Annotated in this window: 17 protein-coding genes; 7 read left to right on the forward strand and 10 right to left on the reverse strand. The window is 72.0% G+C overall.

The window, feature by feature from the left end; all coding sequences use genetic code 11:
• Positions 1–33: 33 nt before the first annotated feature.
• Positions 34–1,008, reverse strand: coding sequence for a helix-turn-helix transcriptional regulator (locus tag AWZ10_RS15200; protein WP_060891310.1), 975 nt, complete (start codon positions 1,006–1,008; stop codon positions 34–36).
• Between the two features lie 279 nt (positions 1,009–1,287).
• Here AWZ10_RS15200 and AWZ10_RS15205 point away from each other — a divergent pair, with 279 nt between their 5' ends.
• The 5 genes from AWZ10_RS15205 (at position 1,288) to AWZ10_RS15225 (ending at position 7,596) form a co-directional block, all read left to right on the forward strand.
• The gene (locus tag AWZ10_RS15205) at positions 1,288–2,781 is read left to right on the forward strand and encodes an MFS transporter (protein WP_244172494.1); all 1,494 of its coding nucleotides are present in this window, start codon (positions 1,288–1,290) and stop codon (positions 2,779–2,781) included.
• A 192-nt stretch (positions 2,782–2,973) separates the two neighbouring features.
• Complete coding sequence (locus tag AWZ10_RS15210) at positions 2,974–3,798, forward strand: DeoR/GlpR family DNA-binding transcription regulator (RefSeq protein ID WP_046704877.1); 825 nt, start codon at positions 2,974–2,976, stop codon at positions 3,796–3,798.
• On the forward strand, positions 3,795–4,742 hold the full coding sequence (gene pfkB / locus AWZ10_RS15215) for a 1-phosphofructokinase (protein WP_046704876.1): 948 nt from the start codon (positions 3,795–3,797) through the stop codon (positions 4,740–4,742). The genes AWZ10_RS15210 and pfkB overlap by 4 nt, the downstream gene beginning before the upstream one ends.
• Before the next feature lie 171 nt (positions 4,743–4,913).
• Positions 4,914–7,025: a PTS fructose transporter subunit IIABC gene (locus tag AWZ10_RS15220; protein WP_060891312.1), complete on the forward strand. Its 2,112-nt coding sequence runs from the start codon at positions 4,914–4,916 to the stop codon at positions 7,023–7,025.
• Between the two features lie 292 nt (positions 7,026–7,317).
• Positions 7,318–7,596, forward strand: coding sequence for a hypothetical protein (locus AWZ10_RS15225; protein WP_046703059.1), 279 nt, complete (start codon positions 7,318–7,320; stop codon positions 7,594–7,596).
• 28 nt (positions 7,597–7,624) lie between these two features.
• Here AWZ10_RS15225 and AWZ10_RS15230 read toward each other — a convergent pair whose 3' ends face one another.
• The 4 genes from AWZ10_RS15230 to AWZ10_RS15245 form a co-directional block, all read right to left on the reverse strand.
• Positions 7,625–8,383, reverse strand: a complete 759-nt coding sequence (locus AWZ10_RS15230) for a DUF6227 family protein (protein ID WP_060891313.1) — start codon at positions 8,381–8,383, stop codon at positions 7,625–7,627.
• 157 nt (positions 8,384–8,540) lie between these two features.
• A complete protein-coding gene (locus tag AWZ10_RS15235; RefSeq protein WP_060891314.1) occupies positions 8,541–9,764 on the reverse strand; it encodes a L,D-transpeptidase in 1,224 nt (407 codons plus the stop codon).
• A 205-nt stretch (positions 9,765–9,969) separates the two neighbouring features.
• Positions 9,970–11,010 (reverse strand): P1 family peptidase, encoded by a 1,041-nt coding sequence (locus AWZ10_RS15240; RefSeq protein ID WP_060891315.1) that lies wholly within the window; start codon positions 11,008–11,010, stop codon positions 9,970–9,972.
• Entirely contained in the window at positions 11,000–12,349 is a 1,350-nt protein-coding gene (locus AWZ10_RS15245; protein WP_046703055.1) for a low temperature requirement protein A, read from the reverse strand. The genes AWZ10_RS15240 and AWZ10_RS15245 overlap by 11 nt, the downstream gene beginning before the upstream one ends.
• A gap of 163 nt (positions 12,350–12,512) precedes the next feature.
• Here AWZ10_RS15245 and AWZ10_RS15250 point away from each other — a divergent pair, with 163 nt between their 5' ends.
• On the forward strand, positions 12,513–12,695 hold the full coding sequence (locus tag AWZ10_RS15250; RefSeq protein WP_037705523.1) for a hypothetical protein: 183 nt from the start codon (positions 12,513–12,515) through the stop codon (positions 12,693–12,695).
• 88 nt (positions 12,696–12,783) lie between these two features.
• On the opposite strand, the gene mscL is transcribed toward AWZ10_RS15250, so the two are convergent.
• Positions 12,784–13,260: a large conductance mechanosensitive channel protein MscL gene (gene mscL, locus AWZ10_RS15255; RefSeq protein WP_173531449.1), complete on the reverse strand. Its 477-nt coding sequence runs from the start codon at positions 13,258–13,260 to the stop codon at positions 12,784–12,786.
• Positions 13,261–13,410: 150 nt separating this feature from the next.
• Positions 13,411–13,935: a hypothetical protein gene (locus AWZ10_RS15260; RefSeq protein ID WP_244172497.1), complete on the reverse strand. Its 525-nt coding sequence runs from the start codon at positions 13,933–13,935 to the stop codon at positions 13,411–13,413.
• Here AWZ10_RS15260 and AWZ10_RS52930 point away from each other — a divergent pair.
• Positions 13,904–14,083, forward strand: coding sequence for a hypothetical protein (locus AWZ10_RS52930; protein WP_208618501.1), 180 nt, complete (start codon positions 13,904–13,906; stop codon positions 14,081–14,083). The genes AWZ10_RS15260 and AWZ10_RS52930 overlap by 32 nt on opposite strands.
• A gap of 155 nt (positions 14,084–14,238) precedes the next feature.
• Here the strand turns inward: AWZ10_RS52930 and AWZ10_RS15265 are convergent, their stop codons facing one another.
• From AWZ10_RS15265 to AWZ10_RS15270, 3 genes are all read right to left on the reverse strand, one after another.
• Positions 14,239–15,147: an S-methyl-5'-thioadenosine phosphorylase gene (locus tag AWZ10_RS15265; RefSeq protein ID WP_244172495.1), complete on the reverse strand. Its 909-nt coding sequence runs from the start codon at positions 15,145–15,147 to the stop codon at positions 14,239–14,241.
• 78 nt (positions 15,148–15,225) lie between these two features.
• Complete coding sequence (locus AWZ10_RS47710; protein ID WP_078935154.1) at positions 15,226–15,567, reverse strand: FmdB family zinc ribbon protein; 342 nt, start codon at positions 15,565–15,567, stop codon at positions 15,226–15,228.
• A 70-nt stretch (positions 15,568–15,637) separates the two neighbouring features.
• Positions 15,638–16,918: an MFS transporter gene (locus tag AWZ10_RS15270; protein WP_060891317.1), complete on the reverse strand. Its 1,281-nt coding sequence runs from the start codon at positions 16,916–16,918 to the stop codon at positions 15,638–15,640.
• Between the last annotated feature and the right edge of the window lie 123 nt (positions 16,919–17,041).

Raw genomic sequence — 17,041 nt, forward strand, 5'->3', positions numbered from 1 at the left:
CACGCCGCACGCCCCGCGCCCCGCGTCCGCGCCTCACGCCTCGGAGACGCCCGCCGCCCGAGCCAGCCGCGAGCTCAACTCCCGTACGTACCCGACCAGTTCCGGCGGCTCGTGCACCGTGAAGTCGCAGTCGACCATGGCGAGCCGTACGGCCAGCCACTCCACGGAGTCGCCGACGGAGGCCCGCAGCCGGCAGCTGTGCTCGTCGACGGGTTCGGGCGTACCGAACCAGCGGGGGAGCCGGGCCGCGATGAACTCGGCGGGCGCGGCGAAGGTGACGTCGCACGCGTAGGTCTCCTGCCGCCCGTACATCGACTGCCGCAGATATTCCTCCGCGCTCCCCGTCGGCAGCTCGCGCGGCGAGTACCGGGCGCCCGTGGCGAAGGGTTCCTCGACCCGGTCGACCCGGAAGGTGCGCCAGTCGGCGCGATCGAGGTCGTACGCGACGAGATACCAGCGGCGGCCGGTCGAGACGAGCCGGTACGGCTCGCAGTGGCGCCGTGAGTCCGTGCCGTCGCCGGAACGGTAGGCGAAGCGCAGCCGCTCCCGACCCGCCACCGCCGAGGCCATCACGGTCAACGTCTCGGGCGCGACGGTCGCCCCGTCGCCGCTGGTCAGGGGAGTGGTGGCGGCCTGCAGCGTGGAGACCCGGTGACGCAACCGCGACGGCAGCACCTGTTCGAGCTTGGCGAGCGCCCGCACGGAGGCCTCGTCCACTCCCTCCACCGCGTGCCCGGCACCGGCCCGCAACCCCACCGCGATCGCCACCGCCTCCTCGTCGTCCAGCACGAGCGGGGGCATCGCCTTCCCCGCCACCAGCCGGTACCCGCCCTCGGCCCCCATGGTCGCCTGTACCGGATATCCCAGCTCCCGCAGCCGGTCGATGTCCCGCCGGACCGTACGACGCGACACCCCGAGCCGCCCGGCGAGTTCCCCACCGGGCCACTCACGGGGCGTCTGGAGGAGGGAGAGGAGTTGGAGGAGCCGGCCGGGGGTGTCGGTGGTCATGAGAGCCCCTCTCCGGCCGATGGTTTCCCTGTTGTCGTCATGACCCGAGCATGCCGGAGAAGTAGGACACTATCTGACCTACTGGGCCTCTACATTCAACGCATGACCTCGACAACGAGCGCCCTTCAGGGGCGCGGGGCTGTTACATCTGCGACTCCGTCGCGTGGGCACGACCAGCCACGGACGACCGTCAGTGACCCGACGACAGAAGCCCGAACGGCGCTCGACGCGTCCCCCGGCGGAGCCGACCGGCGCCGCTGGGTAGCCCTCGCCATCGTCATGACGGCCGCCTTCATGGACCTGGTCGACGTCACCATCGTCAACATCGCGATCCCCTCCATCCAGCGAAGCGAAGCCGCCACGTTCAGCCAGATCCAGTGGATCACCGCCGGCTACGCCCTTGCCTTCGCCGCAGGTCTCGTCACCGGTGGCCGCCTCGGCGACATCCACGGCCGCAGGCGGATCTTCCTCCTCGGCATCGGCGGTTTCACGCTCGCCTCCGCGCTGTGCGGCCTCGCCGCGAACCCGGAGATGCTGGTGGCGGCGAGGATCGCGCAGGGCGCGACCGCCGCGCTGATGGTGCCGCAGGTGCTGTCGATCGTGCACGCGACCTTCCCGGCGCACGAACGAGGCAAGGTGTTCGGCCTGTTCGGGGCGATCGTGGGTCTCGGCGCGGTCTCCGGACCGCTGCTCGGCGCCCTGCTCATCGAGTGGAACCCGCTCGGCCTCGAATGGCGGGCGATCTTCCTGATCAACCTGCCGGTCGGTGTCGCGGGCCTGATCCTGGGCCGCCGTTTCATCACTGAGTCCAAGGCCCCGCAGGCGCTGAAGCTGGACCTCGTCGGCGTCGCCCTCGTCACCGCCGGCCTGCTGATGCTGCTCTACCCGCTCACCCGGGGCCGGGAGCTGGACTGGCCGCTGTGGGGGTACGTCTCGATGGCCGGCTCGCTGGCCGTGTTCGTGGCGCTGGTGGCGTACGAGCGGCGCAAGACCGCGCGTGACGGGTCCCCGCTCATCGAACTGTCGCTGTTCAGGGTGAAGAGCTTCGCCGCGGGCATCGCCGTACAGACCGTCTTCGGCGTCGCCCTCGGTGTCTTCTTCCTCGTCTGGACGCTCTATCTCCAGACCGGCCTCGGCTGGAGCGTCCTGCGGGCCGGCCTCACCGGCATCCCGTTCTCCCTCGCCGTGTCGGTCGCGGCCGGGGTCTCGGTCCAGAAGCTCGTCCCGCGCTTCGGCCGCAAGGTCCTCCAGGCGGGCGCGCTGCTGATGGCGGCCGGGGTGCTGCTGTACCTGGCGGAGTCCGAACGGTACGGCCTCGCCATCACCCCCTGGCAGATGGCGCTCCCGCTGGTCGTGATGGGTGCGGGCATGGGTCTCATCGTCGCTCCGCTGACCGACGCGATCCTCTCCGGAGTGCCGCGAGAGCACGCCGGGTCCGCGTCCGGGCTGATCAGCACGGTCCAGCAGATGGGCAACGCGCTGGGCCTCGGCCTGGTCGCCGTCGTCTTCTTCGGCGTCATGGACGACCACCTCGCCCCGGCCGAGATCGGCCCCGCCTTCGTCGACTCCTTCGAGTACGCGCTCGGCTGGGTGGCCGCGGTCCTGGTCGCCATCTTCCTGCTGATGTTCGCCCTGCCGGGGCGAGCCGCCCCGGAGACCGGTGAGCCGGCGTCCGTTGAGCCCGACGAGCCGGTGTACGCGGAATCCGACGAGCCGGTGTACGCGGGGGCCGGTGAGCCGGCGTCGGCACGGGCCGGTGAGCCGGTGCGCTGACCGGCGGTGAACCGGCGCGCCGACGGCGGCGAGAGGGGGCCCGGCACTGGGAGGCGCCGGGCCCCTCTCGCCGTACGCCCGATCATGTCCGTCCATGTCTGAGTCACGCCCGAACCTGTTTACTTTTTGGAAATCCGGGCGTAGCCTCCGAGCGAAACCACAGAATCGGGCATGGGTCGGAGGGGAACGGGCATGTACGCACCGGAGCGGCAGCAGGAGATCCTCCGGCTCGCGCGTGACGGCGGCCGGGTGGACGTCGTGTCGCTGGCGGAGGAGTTCCAGGTCACGGCGGAGACGATCCGCCGGGATCTGAAGGCCCTCGACCGCGCCGGCCTCGTCCAGCGGGTGCACGGCGGCGCGATCCCCGCCGGCCGCCTGGACTTCGAGCCCGACCTCGCCGAGCGCGAGGGCACCGCGGCCGACGAGAAGGACCGCATCGCGCAGGCCGCCCTCGCCGAACTGCCGAGCGACGGCACGGTCGTCCTCGACGCCGGTACGACGATCGCGCGCCTCGCCGCCGTCATCCCGCTGGAGGCCGCGCTCACCGCGGTCACGCACAGCCTGCCGATCGCGGCCCGCCTCGCCGACCACCCGGGCATCCAGCTCCACCTGGTCGGCGGCCGTGTCCGCCACCGCACGCGCGCCGCCGTGGACGCCTGGGCGCTCAGGGCCTACGGCGAGATCCGCGCCGACGTCCTCTTCGTGGCGGCCAACGGCTTCTCCGTCGACCATGGTCTGACCACCCCCGACCTCGCCGAGGCCGCCGTGAAGCGGGCGGCGGTGGCCGCCGCCCGGCGCGTGGTGCTGCTCGCCGACTCCTCCAAGCACGGCCAGGAGCACTTCGCCCGCTTCGGCGACCTGAGCGACGTGGACCTGCTGATCACCGACGGCGGACTGAGTCTCGAAGACGCCCTCGCCATCGAACGCAAGGGCACCGAAGTGCTGCGCGTCCCGGGCACCGCACCCGTCAACGGCTCCGCCGCGGCCCGGTCCAACGGCCGGAAAGACCGCTCATGATCCTCACCGTCACCCCGAACCCGTCCCTCGACCGCACCTACGAGGTCCCCTCCCTCGACCGCGGTGAGGTCATCCGGGCCACCGGCGAGCGCATGGACCCGGGCGGCAAGGGCGTCAACGTATCCCGGGCGGTCGCCGCGGCCGGCCGACGCACCGTGGCCGTACTGCCGCTCGGCGGAGCGCCGGGCGCGCTGGTCGCGGACCTCCTCGACGCGCAGGGCATCGAGGTCGCGCGGGTGCCGGTGGCCGGGGCGACCCGCTCCAACATCGCCCTCGCCGAGGCCGACGGCGTCCTGACGAAGATCAACGCGCCCGGCCCCGAACTGACGGCCACCGAGCAGGAACTCCTCCTGGAGACCGTCCGCGCCCAGTCCGCCGACGCCTCCTGGATCGCCTGCTGCGGCAGCCTCCCGCGCGGCCTCGCCCCGTCCTGGTACGCCGAACTCGTCGCCCGCGCGCACGCCGTCGGCGTCCGTATCGCCCTGGACACCTCCGGCCCGGCCCTGCTCGCCGCGCTCCGCGAACGCCCGGACGTCGTCAAGCCCAACGCCGAGGAACTCGCCGAGGCCGTGGGCCGCCCCCTCGCCACCGTCGGCGACGCCCTCAAGGCCGCGGAAGAGCTCCGCGAGATGGGCGCCGACGCGGTGCTGGCCAGCCTCGGCGCCGACGGGCAGCTCCTCGTCGACGCCTCGGGCGCCTGGTTCGGCACCGCCCGCGTCGACGCCGTCCGCAGCAACGTCGGCGCCGGCGACTCCTCGCTCGCCGGCTTCCTCATCGCCGGCGGCCACGGCCCCGAAGCCCTCGCCTCCGCCGTCGCCCACGGCGCCGCCGCCGTCCAACTCCCGGGAAGCGTCATGCCGACCCCGTCCGACCTGGACCCGGCCGCGGTCACGGTGACGGCGGAGATACCGGCGGACCGGGTTCTGAGGGAGCCGGTGTCATGAGGGAGCCGGTGTCATGAGGGGAAGACCGCGAACGAACCTTCGTTCTTCCTTACCCGCCGTCCCGCACCCGTCCTTCCCCCGGTCGGCCCCTGCGGCCCCCGCCCCCCACACTTCCGTCCCCACCCCCGCCCACCACATTCCCCGGGCGATACGCGTGCGAAGGAGCCCGCGATGAGCGAGATGATCACCGCGGACCTGGTCGACCTCGACCTGTCCGCCGATACGAAGGAAGCGGCGGCGCGTGCCCTCGCCGAGCGCATGGTGGCGAAGGGCCGGGTCACCGACCTGGCCGGCTTCCTCGCCGACGTGGCCGCCCGCGAGGCGCAGATGCCGACCGGCCTCGACGGCGGCATCGGCATCCCGCACTGCCGCAGCGAGCACGTCACCGAGCCGACCCTCGCCTTCGGCCGCAGCGCGGCCGGCGTCGACTTCGGCGCGCCCGACGGTCCCGCCGACCTGATCTTCCTGATCGCCGCCCCGGCGGGCGCGGACGACGCCCACCTCACGATCCTGTCCTCCCTCGCCCGCCAGTTGATGAACACCGAGTTCACGGACGCGCTCCGCGGCGTGGACGACGCGGCCCGCGCCGCCGCGCTCATCCGGGGCGACGAGACGGCACAGCCCACCGAGACCCCCTCGGGCACCGAAGACTCCGCGGCGGCGTCGGGCGGAACGGCCTCCCCCGACGCCGCCGCGGTCAGCACGACCCCGGCACCGACCCCGGTGTCGACTCCGGCACCGACCTCGGCGTCGACCGCCCCCGAAGAGGCCGCCCCCGCCGCGGCCAGCCCCTTCCGTATCGTCGCCGTCACCTCCTGCCCCACCGGCATCGCGCACACCTACATGGCCGCCGAGTCGCTGGAGAACGCGGGCCGGGACGCCGGTGACGTCGAGATCGTCGTCGAGACGCAGGGCTCGGCCGGCTTCTCCCGCCTCGACCCGGCGGTCATCGCCGCCGCCGACGGCGTGATCTTCGCCCACGACGTGCCCGTACGGGAGAAGGACCGGTTCGCCGGCAAGCCCACCGTCGACGTCGGCGTGAAGGCGGGCATCAGCCGCCCCGCCGCACTGATCGCCGAGGTCCGCGGCAAGGCCGAGCGCGGCGAGGTCACGGCCGCCGCCCGCCCCGGCACCCGCGTCGACCGGGCGGGCGAGCCCGGCGAGGGCTACGGCACCAAGCTGCGCAAGTGGCTGATGTCCGGCGTGAGTTACATGGTCCCGTTCGTCGCTGCGGGCGGCCTGCTGATCGCCCTCGGCTTCGCGATCGGCGGCTGGGAGATCAACCAGGCCAAGCCGGTCACCGAGCACTTCGACTGGCTCCAGGTCGACAGCTGGGCGGCCCTGCTGTTCCAGATCGGTGCCGTCGCCTTCGGCTTCCTGATCCCCGTCCTCGCCGGCTACATCGCGTACGGCATGGCGGACCGGCCGGGTCTCGTCCCCGGCTTCGTCGGCGGCATGATCGCCGCCAACATCAACGCCGGCTTCCTCGGTGGCCTGGCCGCCGGTCTGATCGCCGGCGGGGTCGTCCTCGGCATCCAGCGGATCAAGATCCCGCCGGTGATGCGCGGCATCATGCCGGTGGTGGTGATCCCCCTCATCTCGTCGATGATCGTCGGCTTCCTGATGCTGGTGGTGATCGGCAAGCCCATCGCCGAGGCCCAGAAGGGCATGACGGACTGGCTGAGCGGCCTCTCCGGCAGCAACGCGATCCTGCTCGGCGTCCTCCTCGGCCTGATGATGTGCTTCGACCTGGGCGGCCCCGTCAACAAGGTCGCGTACGCCTTCGCCACCGCCGGTATCGCCGTCCAGGACCCCAGCGACTCCGCGATGAAGATCATGGCGGCGGTCATGGCGGCCGGCATGGTCCCGCCGCTGGGCATGGCCCTCGCGACCACGATCCGCAAGAAGCTGTTCACCACCGCCGAGCGCGAGAACGGCAAGGCGGCCTGGGTGCTCGGTGCCTCGTTCATCTCCGAGGGCGCGATCCCGTTCGCGGCGGCCGACCCGCTGCGCGTGATCCCGGCCTCCATGGCGGGCGGCGCGGTCACCGGTGCACTGGCCATGGCCTTCGGCTCGACGCTGCGCGCCCCGCACGGCGGCATCTGGGTCACCCCGCTGATCGGCAAGCCGTTCCTCTACCTGCTGGCCGTCGCGGTCGGTACGGCGGTCACGGCCGGCCTGGTCATCCTCCTGAAGGGCATGCGCAAGGCCCCGGCGGGCACGACGCCCGAGTCCGCTCCCGCGGCCGCCGACGCGCAGACGAAGGAGCCGGTCGCGGCCTGAACCCGTGACGACCCGTGACGACCCGTGACGACCCGTGACGACCCGTGACGTGCGTACGGCCGCGGCCCCCTCCCACGCGGAGAGGGCCGCGGCCGTACGCGTTTCCCGGCCGGGGAGGGCCGCGGTTGTGCGCGTTGTCCGGCGGGAGGAGGCCGGGGCCGGACCGAGGTGAGCGAGACGCGCCGTGCGTCCCTTTGGAAGTCTTTACACCCAGTGTGACGTGTAAGCCGTACCTGCGAGATACATCACGGTCCGGGCCCAAAGTCCCATCGGGTGGTGTCTACTGGACGGCATGCCTGAGCACGTGTCGATCCTCCACCCGTTGGGCGTGGCCGCCCTCGCCCTCGCGGCGGTCGTCTGGGTCGCCGTGCTCGTCCGCGTCCTGCGCCGTGACCACGAGGTCCACCGCGGCCGCTTCGCCGACCGGGCCCGCCGGCGCGGGCAGCGCCTGCGGGGCCTGCCCCATCAGCTCCGCAGGGGCCCGCACGTGGAGCACGTGGAGCTGACCCCGGCGGAGCAGGACGCCTTCGCGTTCCTGGCCCGACAGTTCAGCGACGACCGCATGGCCTGAGCCCCTGCGCCCACAGGTTCGAGGGGGTCTAGCCGAGGGTCCCCGCCCGCCGCTCCATCGCGTCCCGGGCCGCCTCCTCCGACGCGTACACCTCGCACATGTGGCGCCCGTCCGGCGTGGCCGTGTGTTCGACCTCCCAGAGGGAGATCTCCTGCCCGTCCGCGAGCAGGAACGCGTGTTCGTAGAGCGAGAAGCTCAAGCCCGGCCGACCACGCCGCGCGGGACGGTGCGGGCGGCCGAAGGCCTGGGTGATCTCGTGCGCGAACGCGGTCCGCAGCAGCAGCGTGGCCAGCTCGTCCCCGGGCGGGTCCGGGTTCTCCGCGCGCCGCAGCAGCCGACGGGCGTGGTCCGCCGAGTCGTCCGGCACGTAGTCGTGGCGGGGCTCGGGGAACGCCGCCAGTTCCATCATGGTGGGCAGCTCGAAGTCGGGGGCGTCCGGCGGCAGCGGCAGGCGCGCGGTGGCGGCCCGCAGCTCCTCCTCGTCCGTGTACACCTCGTGCTGGGTGTCGCTGCCGGGCACCGTGTTGTGCACCAGCTCCCACAGGGTGACGGCCGAACCGTCGGCGAGCAGCCAGGTGTGCCGGTACGTCGCCCGGTGCAGCCCCGAACTGTAGTGCGCGGAGTGCAGCGAGCTGTCGTGCGCGAGAACGCAGTCGAGCTGTCGTATCGTCTCGTCGGGCAGTTCGAAGGAGTTCAGGGCGCGGCCGAGGAGCCGCGCGAGGTGCTCCTCAGGAGACTCGGGCGACTCGGGTGGCTCGTACGCTGCCGTCTCGTACGGAACGCTCAAGGTTTCTCCCGGCGTTGCTGCATGTCACCTTGTGGGTGCATACCGTAGCCCCTCGGTCGGACATCATGTCCGGGAACCGAGAAAACGTACGTGGATAGAACGCCGGAGCCGCGCGGTTCGTTCCCGCGCGGCCCGAAGAACTCCCAGAACAGAGGGGTCAGATGGCGTCTCCCGCCGTCCACTCGCTCCACGACATGTTCCAGCCGTTGAGGCCGTTGTCCGGCGAGACCGTCTTGTCGGGGGAGTTCTTGACGATCACCACGTCGCCGATCAGCGAGTTGTCGAAGAACCACTTGCCGACCGTGTCGCCGTTCGCCCCCTGGGCGTCCGCGAGGCCGACGCAGCCGTGGCTGGTGCCCTGCCGACCGAAGGGCGGGTTGGACCTGTTGTACCAGTAGTTGCCGTGGATGAAGGTGCCCGATGTCGTCAGCCGCATCGCGTTCGGCACGTCCGCGATGTCGTACTCACCGCCGAAGCCCACCGTCGACCCGTTCATCCGCGTCTGCCGGAACTTCTCCGAGATCACCATCTGGCCGTTGTACGTCGGGTTCTCGGCGGCGCCCGCCGAGATCGGCACGGTCTTGAGCGTCTTACCGTCCCGTTCGACCGTCATGGTCTGCGTGTTCACGTCGACCGTGGAGACCTGCGAGCGCCCGACCGTGAAGGTGACCGTCTTGTCCTGCACGCCGTAGAGGCCGTTCGCGCCCTCCACGCCGTCCAGGTCCAGCTTCATCGTGACCTTGGAGCCGGCCTTCCAGTACTCCTCGGGCCGGAAGTCGAGACGCTGCGCCCCGAACCAGTGCCCGACCACCTCCTGCCCGCTGCTCGACGTCACCTTGATGTGCGACTGCACGGCCTTCTTGTCCGTGATCGCCTTGTCGAAGGTGAACGACACCGGCATCCCGACCCCGACCGTGGTGCCGTTGTCCGGTGTGTACGTGCCGATGAAGCTGTTGGCCGTCGACACGGTCGTGAAGATGGAGTTGGCGGCCGACGTCTTCCCGGCGGCGCTCTTCGCGGTCGCGGAGATCCGGTACTTCGTGCCGCGCTCCAACTGCTCCTTCGGCTTCCAGGACCGCCGGTCCGCCGCTATCTCGCCCGCCACCACCGCGCCGCCCTCGGCGGCGGTCATCTCCACCTCGGTCAGCTTGCCGCCGCTGACCTTCACGCCGGTCGCGTTGATGGAAGCGCCCGTCGAACCGTCCTTCGCCGAGATCGTGATCCGCGCCGCCCCGTCGGCGTCCCCGGCCGAAGTCCCCTTGCCGTCACTCTTGTTGTCGGCCTGGGCGTCCCCGCCACAGCCGGTCAGGGTCAGCGCACCGACCACCAGCACGGCACAGGTCCCCAGTGCCCGCCGTACAGCAATCTTCGGCCTCGTCACGATCTGCTCCAGCTTCTTCGCGTCTACGGTGATCCACGTGATCCGCTCCGGTTACGTGAAGAAGGAGCGAGCGACGGCCCGGCGGGTTCCCCCTGACTCCCGCCTGACGGCATCACGTGACAGAACCGGGACAATCGCCCCCGGCGACAGCTGCTGGAGCAACCGGACTCTCAGGCCCCCCTCATCCTCCTCATCCCTCTCCTCCTCATCCCCGTCGTCCCTCTCCGTACAACTCCTCGTACGACGGCCACACTCCACCGGGCCCGTCCACCGACTCGGCCGCCCGCACCGCCCGTACGATCGCCCGGGTCACCAAGTCCGCCGCCGCCGCGAGGAGTTCGTTCAGGGCGAGGAGGCCGACCCCGGGCGGCAGCGGCCGGGCGCCCGTCGCCAGGGTGAACACCGTGTCGCCGTCGTTGAGCAGATGCACGGGGCGTACGGCGCGGGCGATGCCGTCGTGTGCCGTGCCGGCCAGCTTCTGGGCCTGGGCGCGGGTCAGATCGGCGTCGGTGGCGACCACGGCCAGCGTGGTGTTCAGCGGGGGAGGGGGACTCTTCGCGGCGGCCTCGGCGATCCGGCGGCGCGCGTTCTCGTGGACCTCGGGCGCCGGATACGCCGCACGTCCCTGGAACAACTCCCCGTACAGCACCCCCGTCTCCGGATCCGTCACCGATCCCGCCGCGTTGGCGACCACCAGTGCGGCCACCGTGATTCCCGAGTCCAGCACGGTGCTCGCGGTGCCGATGCCGCCTTTGAGCAGCCCGACCGTCGCCCCCGTCCCGGCACCCACGCACCCCTCCGCCACCGGAGCGCCGGGCCCGCTCGCGGCGGCTGCCTCGACCGCCGCCCGGCCGGTGGCCGCGTCCGGTCTGGCCCTGAACTCCCCGCCCCGCCCCAGGTCGAAGACACAGGCGGCCGGCACGACCGGCACCACGTGCGCCGGGTCGGGCCCCACCCGCACACCGCGTCCGCGCTCTTCCAGCCAGGCCATCACTCCCGACGCGGCGTCCAGCCCGTACGCGCTGCCGCCGGTCAGGACCACCGCCTCGACCTTCTGCACCAGGTTGCGCGGGTCGAGCGCGTCGGTCTCCTTGGTGCCCGGCCCGCCCCCGCGCACGTCCACGGCCGCGACCGCGCCGCCCTCCGGAGCCAGCACGACCGTGGTACCGGTGAGCCAGCCCCCGCCGGCCCGGGTGGCGTGGCCGACCCGCAGGCCGGGGACATCGGTCAGCGCGTCAACTGTCATGGACGTCATGAGTGCTGTGGGCCTCTCGTGTCTCGCCGGCCCGGTGGGACCGGCGGGTCTCTGCGGCGTCGGGGGTGCTGTGGGCGCGGGCGGTGAACACCACCCCGACCGTCACCGTCGCGGCCGCCACGACGCCCGCGGCCAGGACCGCCCAGTGGCCCAGGAACGTGCACACGATCACGGCCAGCGCGGAGAGCGGCAGGACGGTCTGCTGGGCCGTGCCCACTTTGTGGTGGCGGGCGTGCAGCGCCCACACGGAGAGGAGATACAGCGCCGTCGGCAGGGTCACCGCGGCGGACGCGGCCGGCGTGGAGATGTGTGCCTTGTGCACCGCCTGCTCCACCGCGACCTCCAGCCCGGCGCCGATCGCGGCCGCCGAGGCGAAGATCAGGTAGTGGCCGTAACCCCACAGGAAGCTCTCCTTGCTGGAGCGCAGATGACCGTGGATGGGAACGGCGAAGTAGACCCACCACGCCGAGAACACGATCAGCAGCCCGCCCACCGCGATGGGCAGCAGCTCGCCCAGCGCGTCGTCGTCGTCCACCGCCGACTTCACGGCGACCGTCGCCGCCAGGAGCGTCTCGCCGAGCACGATGATGGTGAACAGGCCGTAGCGCTCGGCGATGTGATGCGGATGCCAGGGCGTCTGGAAGCCCTTCTCCGCGTACACCGGGACGCACAGTTCGGCGATCGCCATCGCCAGGAACAGCCACGGCCCGGCCGGTTCCGGCACGATCAGCAGCCCCAGCCAGCCGACCTGGCACAGCGCCACGCCGCCCGCGTACCGCAGTGCCGTGACCCGCTCGGCGCCCGTCGCGCTTCGCCCGGCCCGCAGCCACTGCGCGGTCATCGCCAGCCGCATGATCACGTAGCCGAGGACGACCAACAGCCAGTCGTGGTCCTCGAAGGCGCGGGTGACCCCGGCGGCGAGGACCAGCACACCGGCGATCTGGAGGAGGGTCACCAGTCGGTACGGCACGTCGTCGTTGTCGTACGCCGAGGCGAACCAGGTGAAGTTCATCCAGGCCCACCAGATCGCGAAGAAGATCATCGCGTAGTTCACGATGCCCTCGGCCGCGTGCGCCTCCGCGACGGCGTGCACCAGTTGGATGCCCGCCTGGGCGACGGCCACGACGAAGCACAGGTCGAAGAAGAGCTCCAGCGGTGAGGCGACCCGATGTTCCTCCTCACGCCCCCGCGCGACCAGCCTGCGCACCGGAGCCCGGCCGACGCCGGGAGAGGAGGCGGAAGCCGAGGCCGGGGACGCGGCCGAGGCCGTGCCGGAACCTGGGGCCGGTTCCGGAACCGAGGGGGTCGAGGGCGTGGAACTGGGCGTCATGCGGCCAAGCACACCAGAAAAGCCGGTGGAATTCCCGCTCGGGTGTTCACCAGTTCCCGGGTGGACCGAGGGAGTGCGTGGACGGGCCCGGTGAACGTGTGGGCGGGCCGGGGCGGGGTCTGCGACCGGCCGTTGTTCGTGCTCGGGGCCGTACCCTGGAGGCATGAGTACCGCTCCCGCCCCCGAACCGCGTGATCCCAAGGCCGCGCTCGTCTTCGACGACCCGCTCAGCCGGCCGTCGTCCGACGACACGGACCACGGGTGGGGCGAGCGGCCCGGCGACGGCGGCGACAGCGTGGCCGACCTGAAGCGCTTCCTCGACGAGAAGCCGCCCCACCACATCTGACACCGCCGGCCGAAGACCTTGAGGCGTCGGAGCCCCTTGGCGAAGACCCGGCGGCGTCGGCATCGTCGGCCAAGAGCCTCAAGTGCCGCTACTCGCGGTCGTGGCCCGAGCCGCGCTGGGCCACCAGGGCGTCGCGGATCTCCTTGAGCACCTCCAGCTCGGTCAGCTCGATGACCTCTTGGGTGCCTTCCTTCGCCTTCCGGCGGGCTTCCTGGCGGGCCAGGTACTTGGCCATGGGGAGCACCATCAGGAAGTAGACGACGGCCGCGGTGATCACGAAGCTGAGCGTGGCGCTCAGGACCGTGCCCCACATGATCGGGATGCCACTGATGACCGTGCCGTCCGCATCCGTGTCGCAGGGGTCCTGCAGGCACGAGCTGTACTTGTCGAGGTCCTTGGTGCCGAAGGCCCCCACGAGTGGGTTGATGACCCCCTTCACCACCGAGTTGACGATGTTGGTGAATGCCGCGCCGATGACCACGGCGACGGCCAGGTCGACGACGTTCCCCCGCATCAGGAAAGCCTTGAAGCCCTCCCAGACGCTCGGCTTCTTCTTCTCGCTCACCACGAGGCCCCTCTGCGCTGATTGTGGAACAAATGACTCCGCAACCTACGTCAGGGCCGGGCCCGGGTGTCCAATTGGGTCCCCCCATCGTGGGACTTGACGGGTGGGGGCCTGCCTTCCGAGTGCCGGTGCCCGCGCCGGGGTTCGCGGTCACCACAGCGTCACCGCCAGGCGGGACGTGGCGCCCGCGCCGGCCAGCCGGGCCGCGATGCGGCGGGGCACGGTCAGGACGACCAGGGCTCCGCTCTCGGTGGCACTGGCGGTCGGCACCTTGGACACGCGGGCGCCGCGTGCGACGACCCGTGCGGCGCCGGCGCCCGTCGCGGACTCCTCGGCCGCGATCACGTCGACGCGATCACCGGGGCGCAGCAGCCGTACCGTGGCGCCGTCGGCGATCCGGACCGGCGCGCTCACCGTCTCGACAGTGGTGGGGCGCTCGGGGACCGGGTCGGCCACGGGGTGGCCCCTGACCCGTCCGACTTCCCTCGGCCCCGCACCCGTCGCCAACAGGGCGGCGGCGGTCACCGCCAGGCCGACGGCCATCGCTCGCCTTCGGCAGCGGGCGAGGCGGCGGAGCCGGTGTGCCCCGCCACGTACCCGCAGCGGGGCGAAGTGCGGGACCTCGCAGGTGGGAGGCGCGTCGGTGCCGGGCGGGCCGGAGGCCCAGGAGGGCAGACGCGCGGATGCGGGTGTGGATGAGTACGGCGACGTGAACGAGCGCGCGGACGTGGACGTCGGCGTGGACAAGTACGAGGGCGAGGGCGAGGACGAGGACGAGGGCGAGGACGAGCGACGGGACATGGGGCCACCACCTGCTGTGTGAGATCGGCTTGCGGTCCCACGATGAGGCTTCGCGGCGGAGCCCGCTGAGGCCTGTGGACTACCCGCCGACTGTGGAAAACCCCACCACCCGAACGAGGAGTTCCGCCCCGGCCGCTCCCTCACCCCCGCACCGGACCGGCCGCCGGGGCCGCACCGTCAGGGCAGTTCGAACCCCGGGTCCATCCCACCCAGTGCCTTGGTGCACAGGCAGTCGCGGCTGTCGTTCGGCGGGAGGGCGGCGACCGCGTCGAAGAGAACCCCCCGCAACCGGTCGACGTTCGAGGCGAAGACCTGGAGGACCTCCTCGTGGGAGACGCCCTCGCCGGTCTCGGCGCCGGCGTCGAGGTCGGTGACGAGGGTCAGGGAGCTGTAGCAGAGCTCCAGTTCGCGGGCGAGGATCGCCTCGGGATGGCCGGTCATGCCGACCACGGACCAGCCCTGGGCCTGGTGCCACAGGGACTCGGCGCGGGTGGAGAAGCGGGGGCCCTCGATCACGACCAGGGTGCCGCCGTCCACCGGTTCCCAGTCGCGCCCGCGCGCCGCTTCGAGGGCGGCCTTGCGGCCGACGGGGCAGTAGGGGTCGGCGAGCGAGGCATGGACGACGTTGGGGATGGTGCCGCCGGGCAGCGGCAGGCCGTCGAAGTAGGTCTGGGCGCGGGACTTCGTGCGGTCCACCAGCTGGTCCGGGACAAGGAGCGTGCCCGGTCCGTACTCCGGCCGCAGACCGCCCACCGCGCACGGGCCGAGCACCTGGCGCGCCCCGACGGAACGCAGGGCCCACAGGTTGGCCCGGTAGTTGATGCGGTGCGGCGGCAGATGGTGGCCACGGCCGTGGCGCGGGAGGAAGGCGACCCGGCGGCCGGCGATCTCGCCGAGGAAGAGGGAGTCACTGGGCGGCCCGTAGGGGGTGTCGACCTGTATCTCGGTCACGTCGTCGAGGAAGGAGTAGAAGCCCGACCCTCCGATGACGCCGATCTCCGCGAGGTCCGTCCCTGCCGTGCCGTCCGCCGTGCCCGCCCCGACCGCCGGCCCGACACCGTTCTCCACGTGCTTCGTGTTCGCCATGCCCGCACCCTAACCGGGCCGGGAGACGCCGAAGACCCCGCCGGTCGTCGTACGACGGCGGGGTCCCGGACGCAGGCGCTACGCGGCCGAGGTGCTGCTGGTGGAGGAAGAGCCCGAGGACGACGACTTCGAGTCGGAGGACGACGAAGACGACGAGGACGAGCCCGAGGACGACTTCGTGTCCGAGGAGGACTTCGCGTCCGACGAGGACTTCGACGTCGCCGGGGTGCTGCTCGACGAGGAGCCGCGGCTGTCGTTCCGGTAGAAACCGGAGCCCTTGAAGACGATGCCGACCGCGGAGAACACCTTCTTGAGGCGGCCGTTGCAGGCGGGGCACTCGGTCAGGGCGTCGTCGGTGAACTTCTGCACCGCTTCGAGGCCCTCACCGCATTCGGTGCACTGGTACTGGTACGTCGGCACTGGCTCTTCCTCCTGGCACTCTCACTCGATGAGTGCTAACGACGGTCCATACTGACCTATTCCCCCGGGATCAGTCCACTGTCACCGGCACTCGGTGACCGACGACACGCGCGACCGTACGGCTCCGGGGCCTGCCCACCAGCCGTGTACGCAGCGCCAACAGTGTCGCAAGAGCCAGTGCCGTACCGGCCGCGGGCACCAGGAATCCGGCGCCGGTCCACAGCCGGTCCTCCAGTTGTCCGGCGGCCGTGACGGCGGCCGCCTGGCCGAGCGCGACCGCGCCGGTCAGCCAGGTGAAGGCCTCGGTGCGGGCACCGGACGGGACCAGGGAGTCGACCAGCGTGTAGCCGGTGATCAGGGCCGGGGCGATGCACATGCCGACCAGCAGGCCGAGCGTGGCGAGGACGAGCACGGAGTCGGCGGTCCACAGGGCGGAGGCCGCCAGGGCGAGGGCCGCGTAGCCGACGACCAGGCGCCGCTGAGGGCCCACCTTCCACGCGATCGCGCCGCAGACGATGCCGGAGAGCATGTTGCCGGCGGCGAAGACGCCGTACAGGACGCCGTTGAGACCGGGCTCGCCGATCGAGTCGGAGAAGGCGGCCAGCGAGACCTGCATGCCGCCGAAGACGGAACCGATGCCCAGGAAGGTGACGATCAGGACGCGTACCCCGGGGACGGACAGGGCGGAGACGCGCTCCACGCGCGCGTGCGCCATGGAGACGACCTTGGGCTGGGTGCCGCGCTGCGCGGCGAACAGCAGGCCGCCGACCAGGGTGAGCCCGGCCTCGGTGAGCAGGCCGGCGGCCGGGTGCACGGCGGTGCAGAGCGCGGTCGCGACCAGCGGGCCGAGCACGAAGGTCAGCTCGTCGGTGACGGACTCGAAGGCGGCGGCGGTGCTCATCAGGGGCGAGTTGCGGAGCTTGACGCCCCAGCGGGCCCGCACCATGGGGCCGATCTGCGGCACCGAGGCTCCCGTCGGCACGGCGGCGACGAACAGCGCCCACAGGGGGGCGTCCATCAGGGCCAGCGCCATCAGGGAGAGGCTCGCCGCCCCGTGGACGAGGATGCCGGGGATCAGGACGGCCCGCTGACCGTGACGGTCGGCGAGGCGGCCGCTGTAGGGGGCGAACACCGCCATGGAGACACCGGTGGCGGCGGCCACGGCGCCGGCGGCCCCGTACGAGCCGGTGGTGTGCTGGACCAGCAGCACGATGGAGATGGTCAGCATGGCGAACGGCTGACGTGCCGCGAAGCCGGGGAGAAGGAACGTCCACGCGCCGCGGGTGCGCAGCAGTTGCCCGTAGCCCGGGCGGGACGTCTTCGAGGTGTTCGAGGTGACCGTGGATGCCACGGCCGTGCCTTTCCGCCGCCTGGTAGCGCGCCCGTGCGGGGGCGCCGAGAGCTGTCCTCTTGCGCTACTGCGGTAGATGCCGGAGCCCACTGCGAGGGGCGTCCCGGCCGCCATACGGTCGCG

The sequence above is a fragment of the Streptomyces europaeiscabiei genome (genome assembly GCF_001550375.1).
GTDB lineage: Bacteria > Actinomycetota > Actinomycetes > Streptomycetales > Streptomycetaceae > Streptomyces > Streptomyces europaeiscabiei.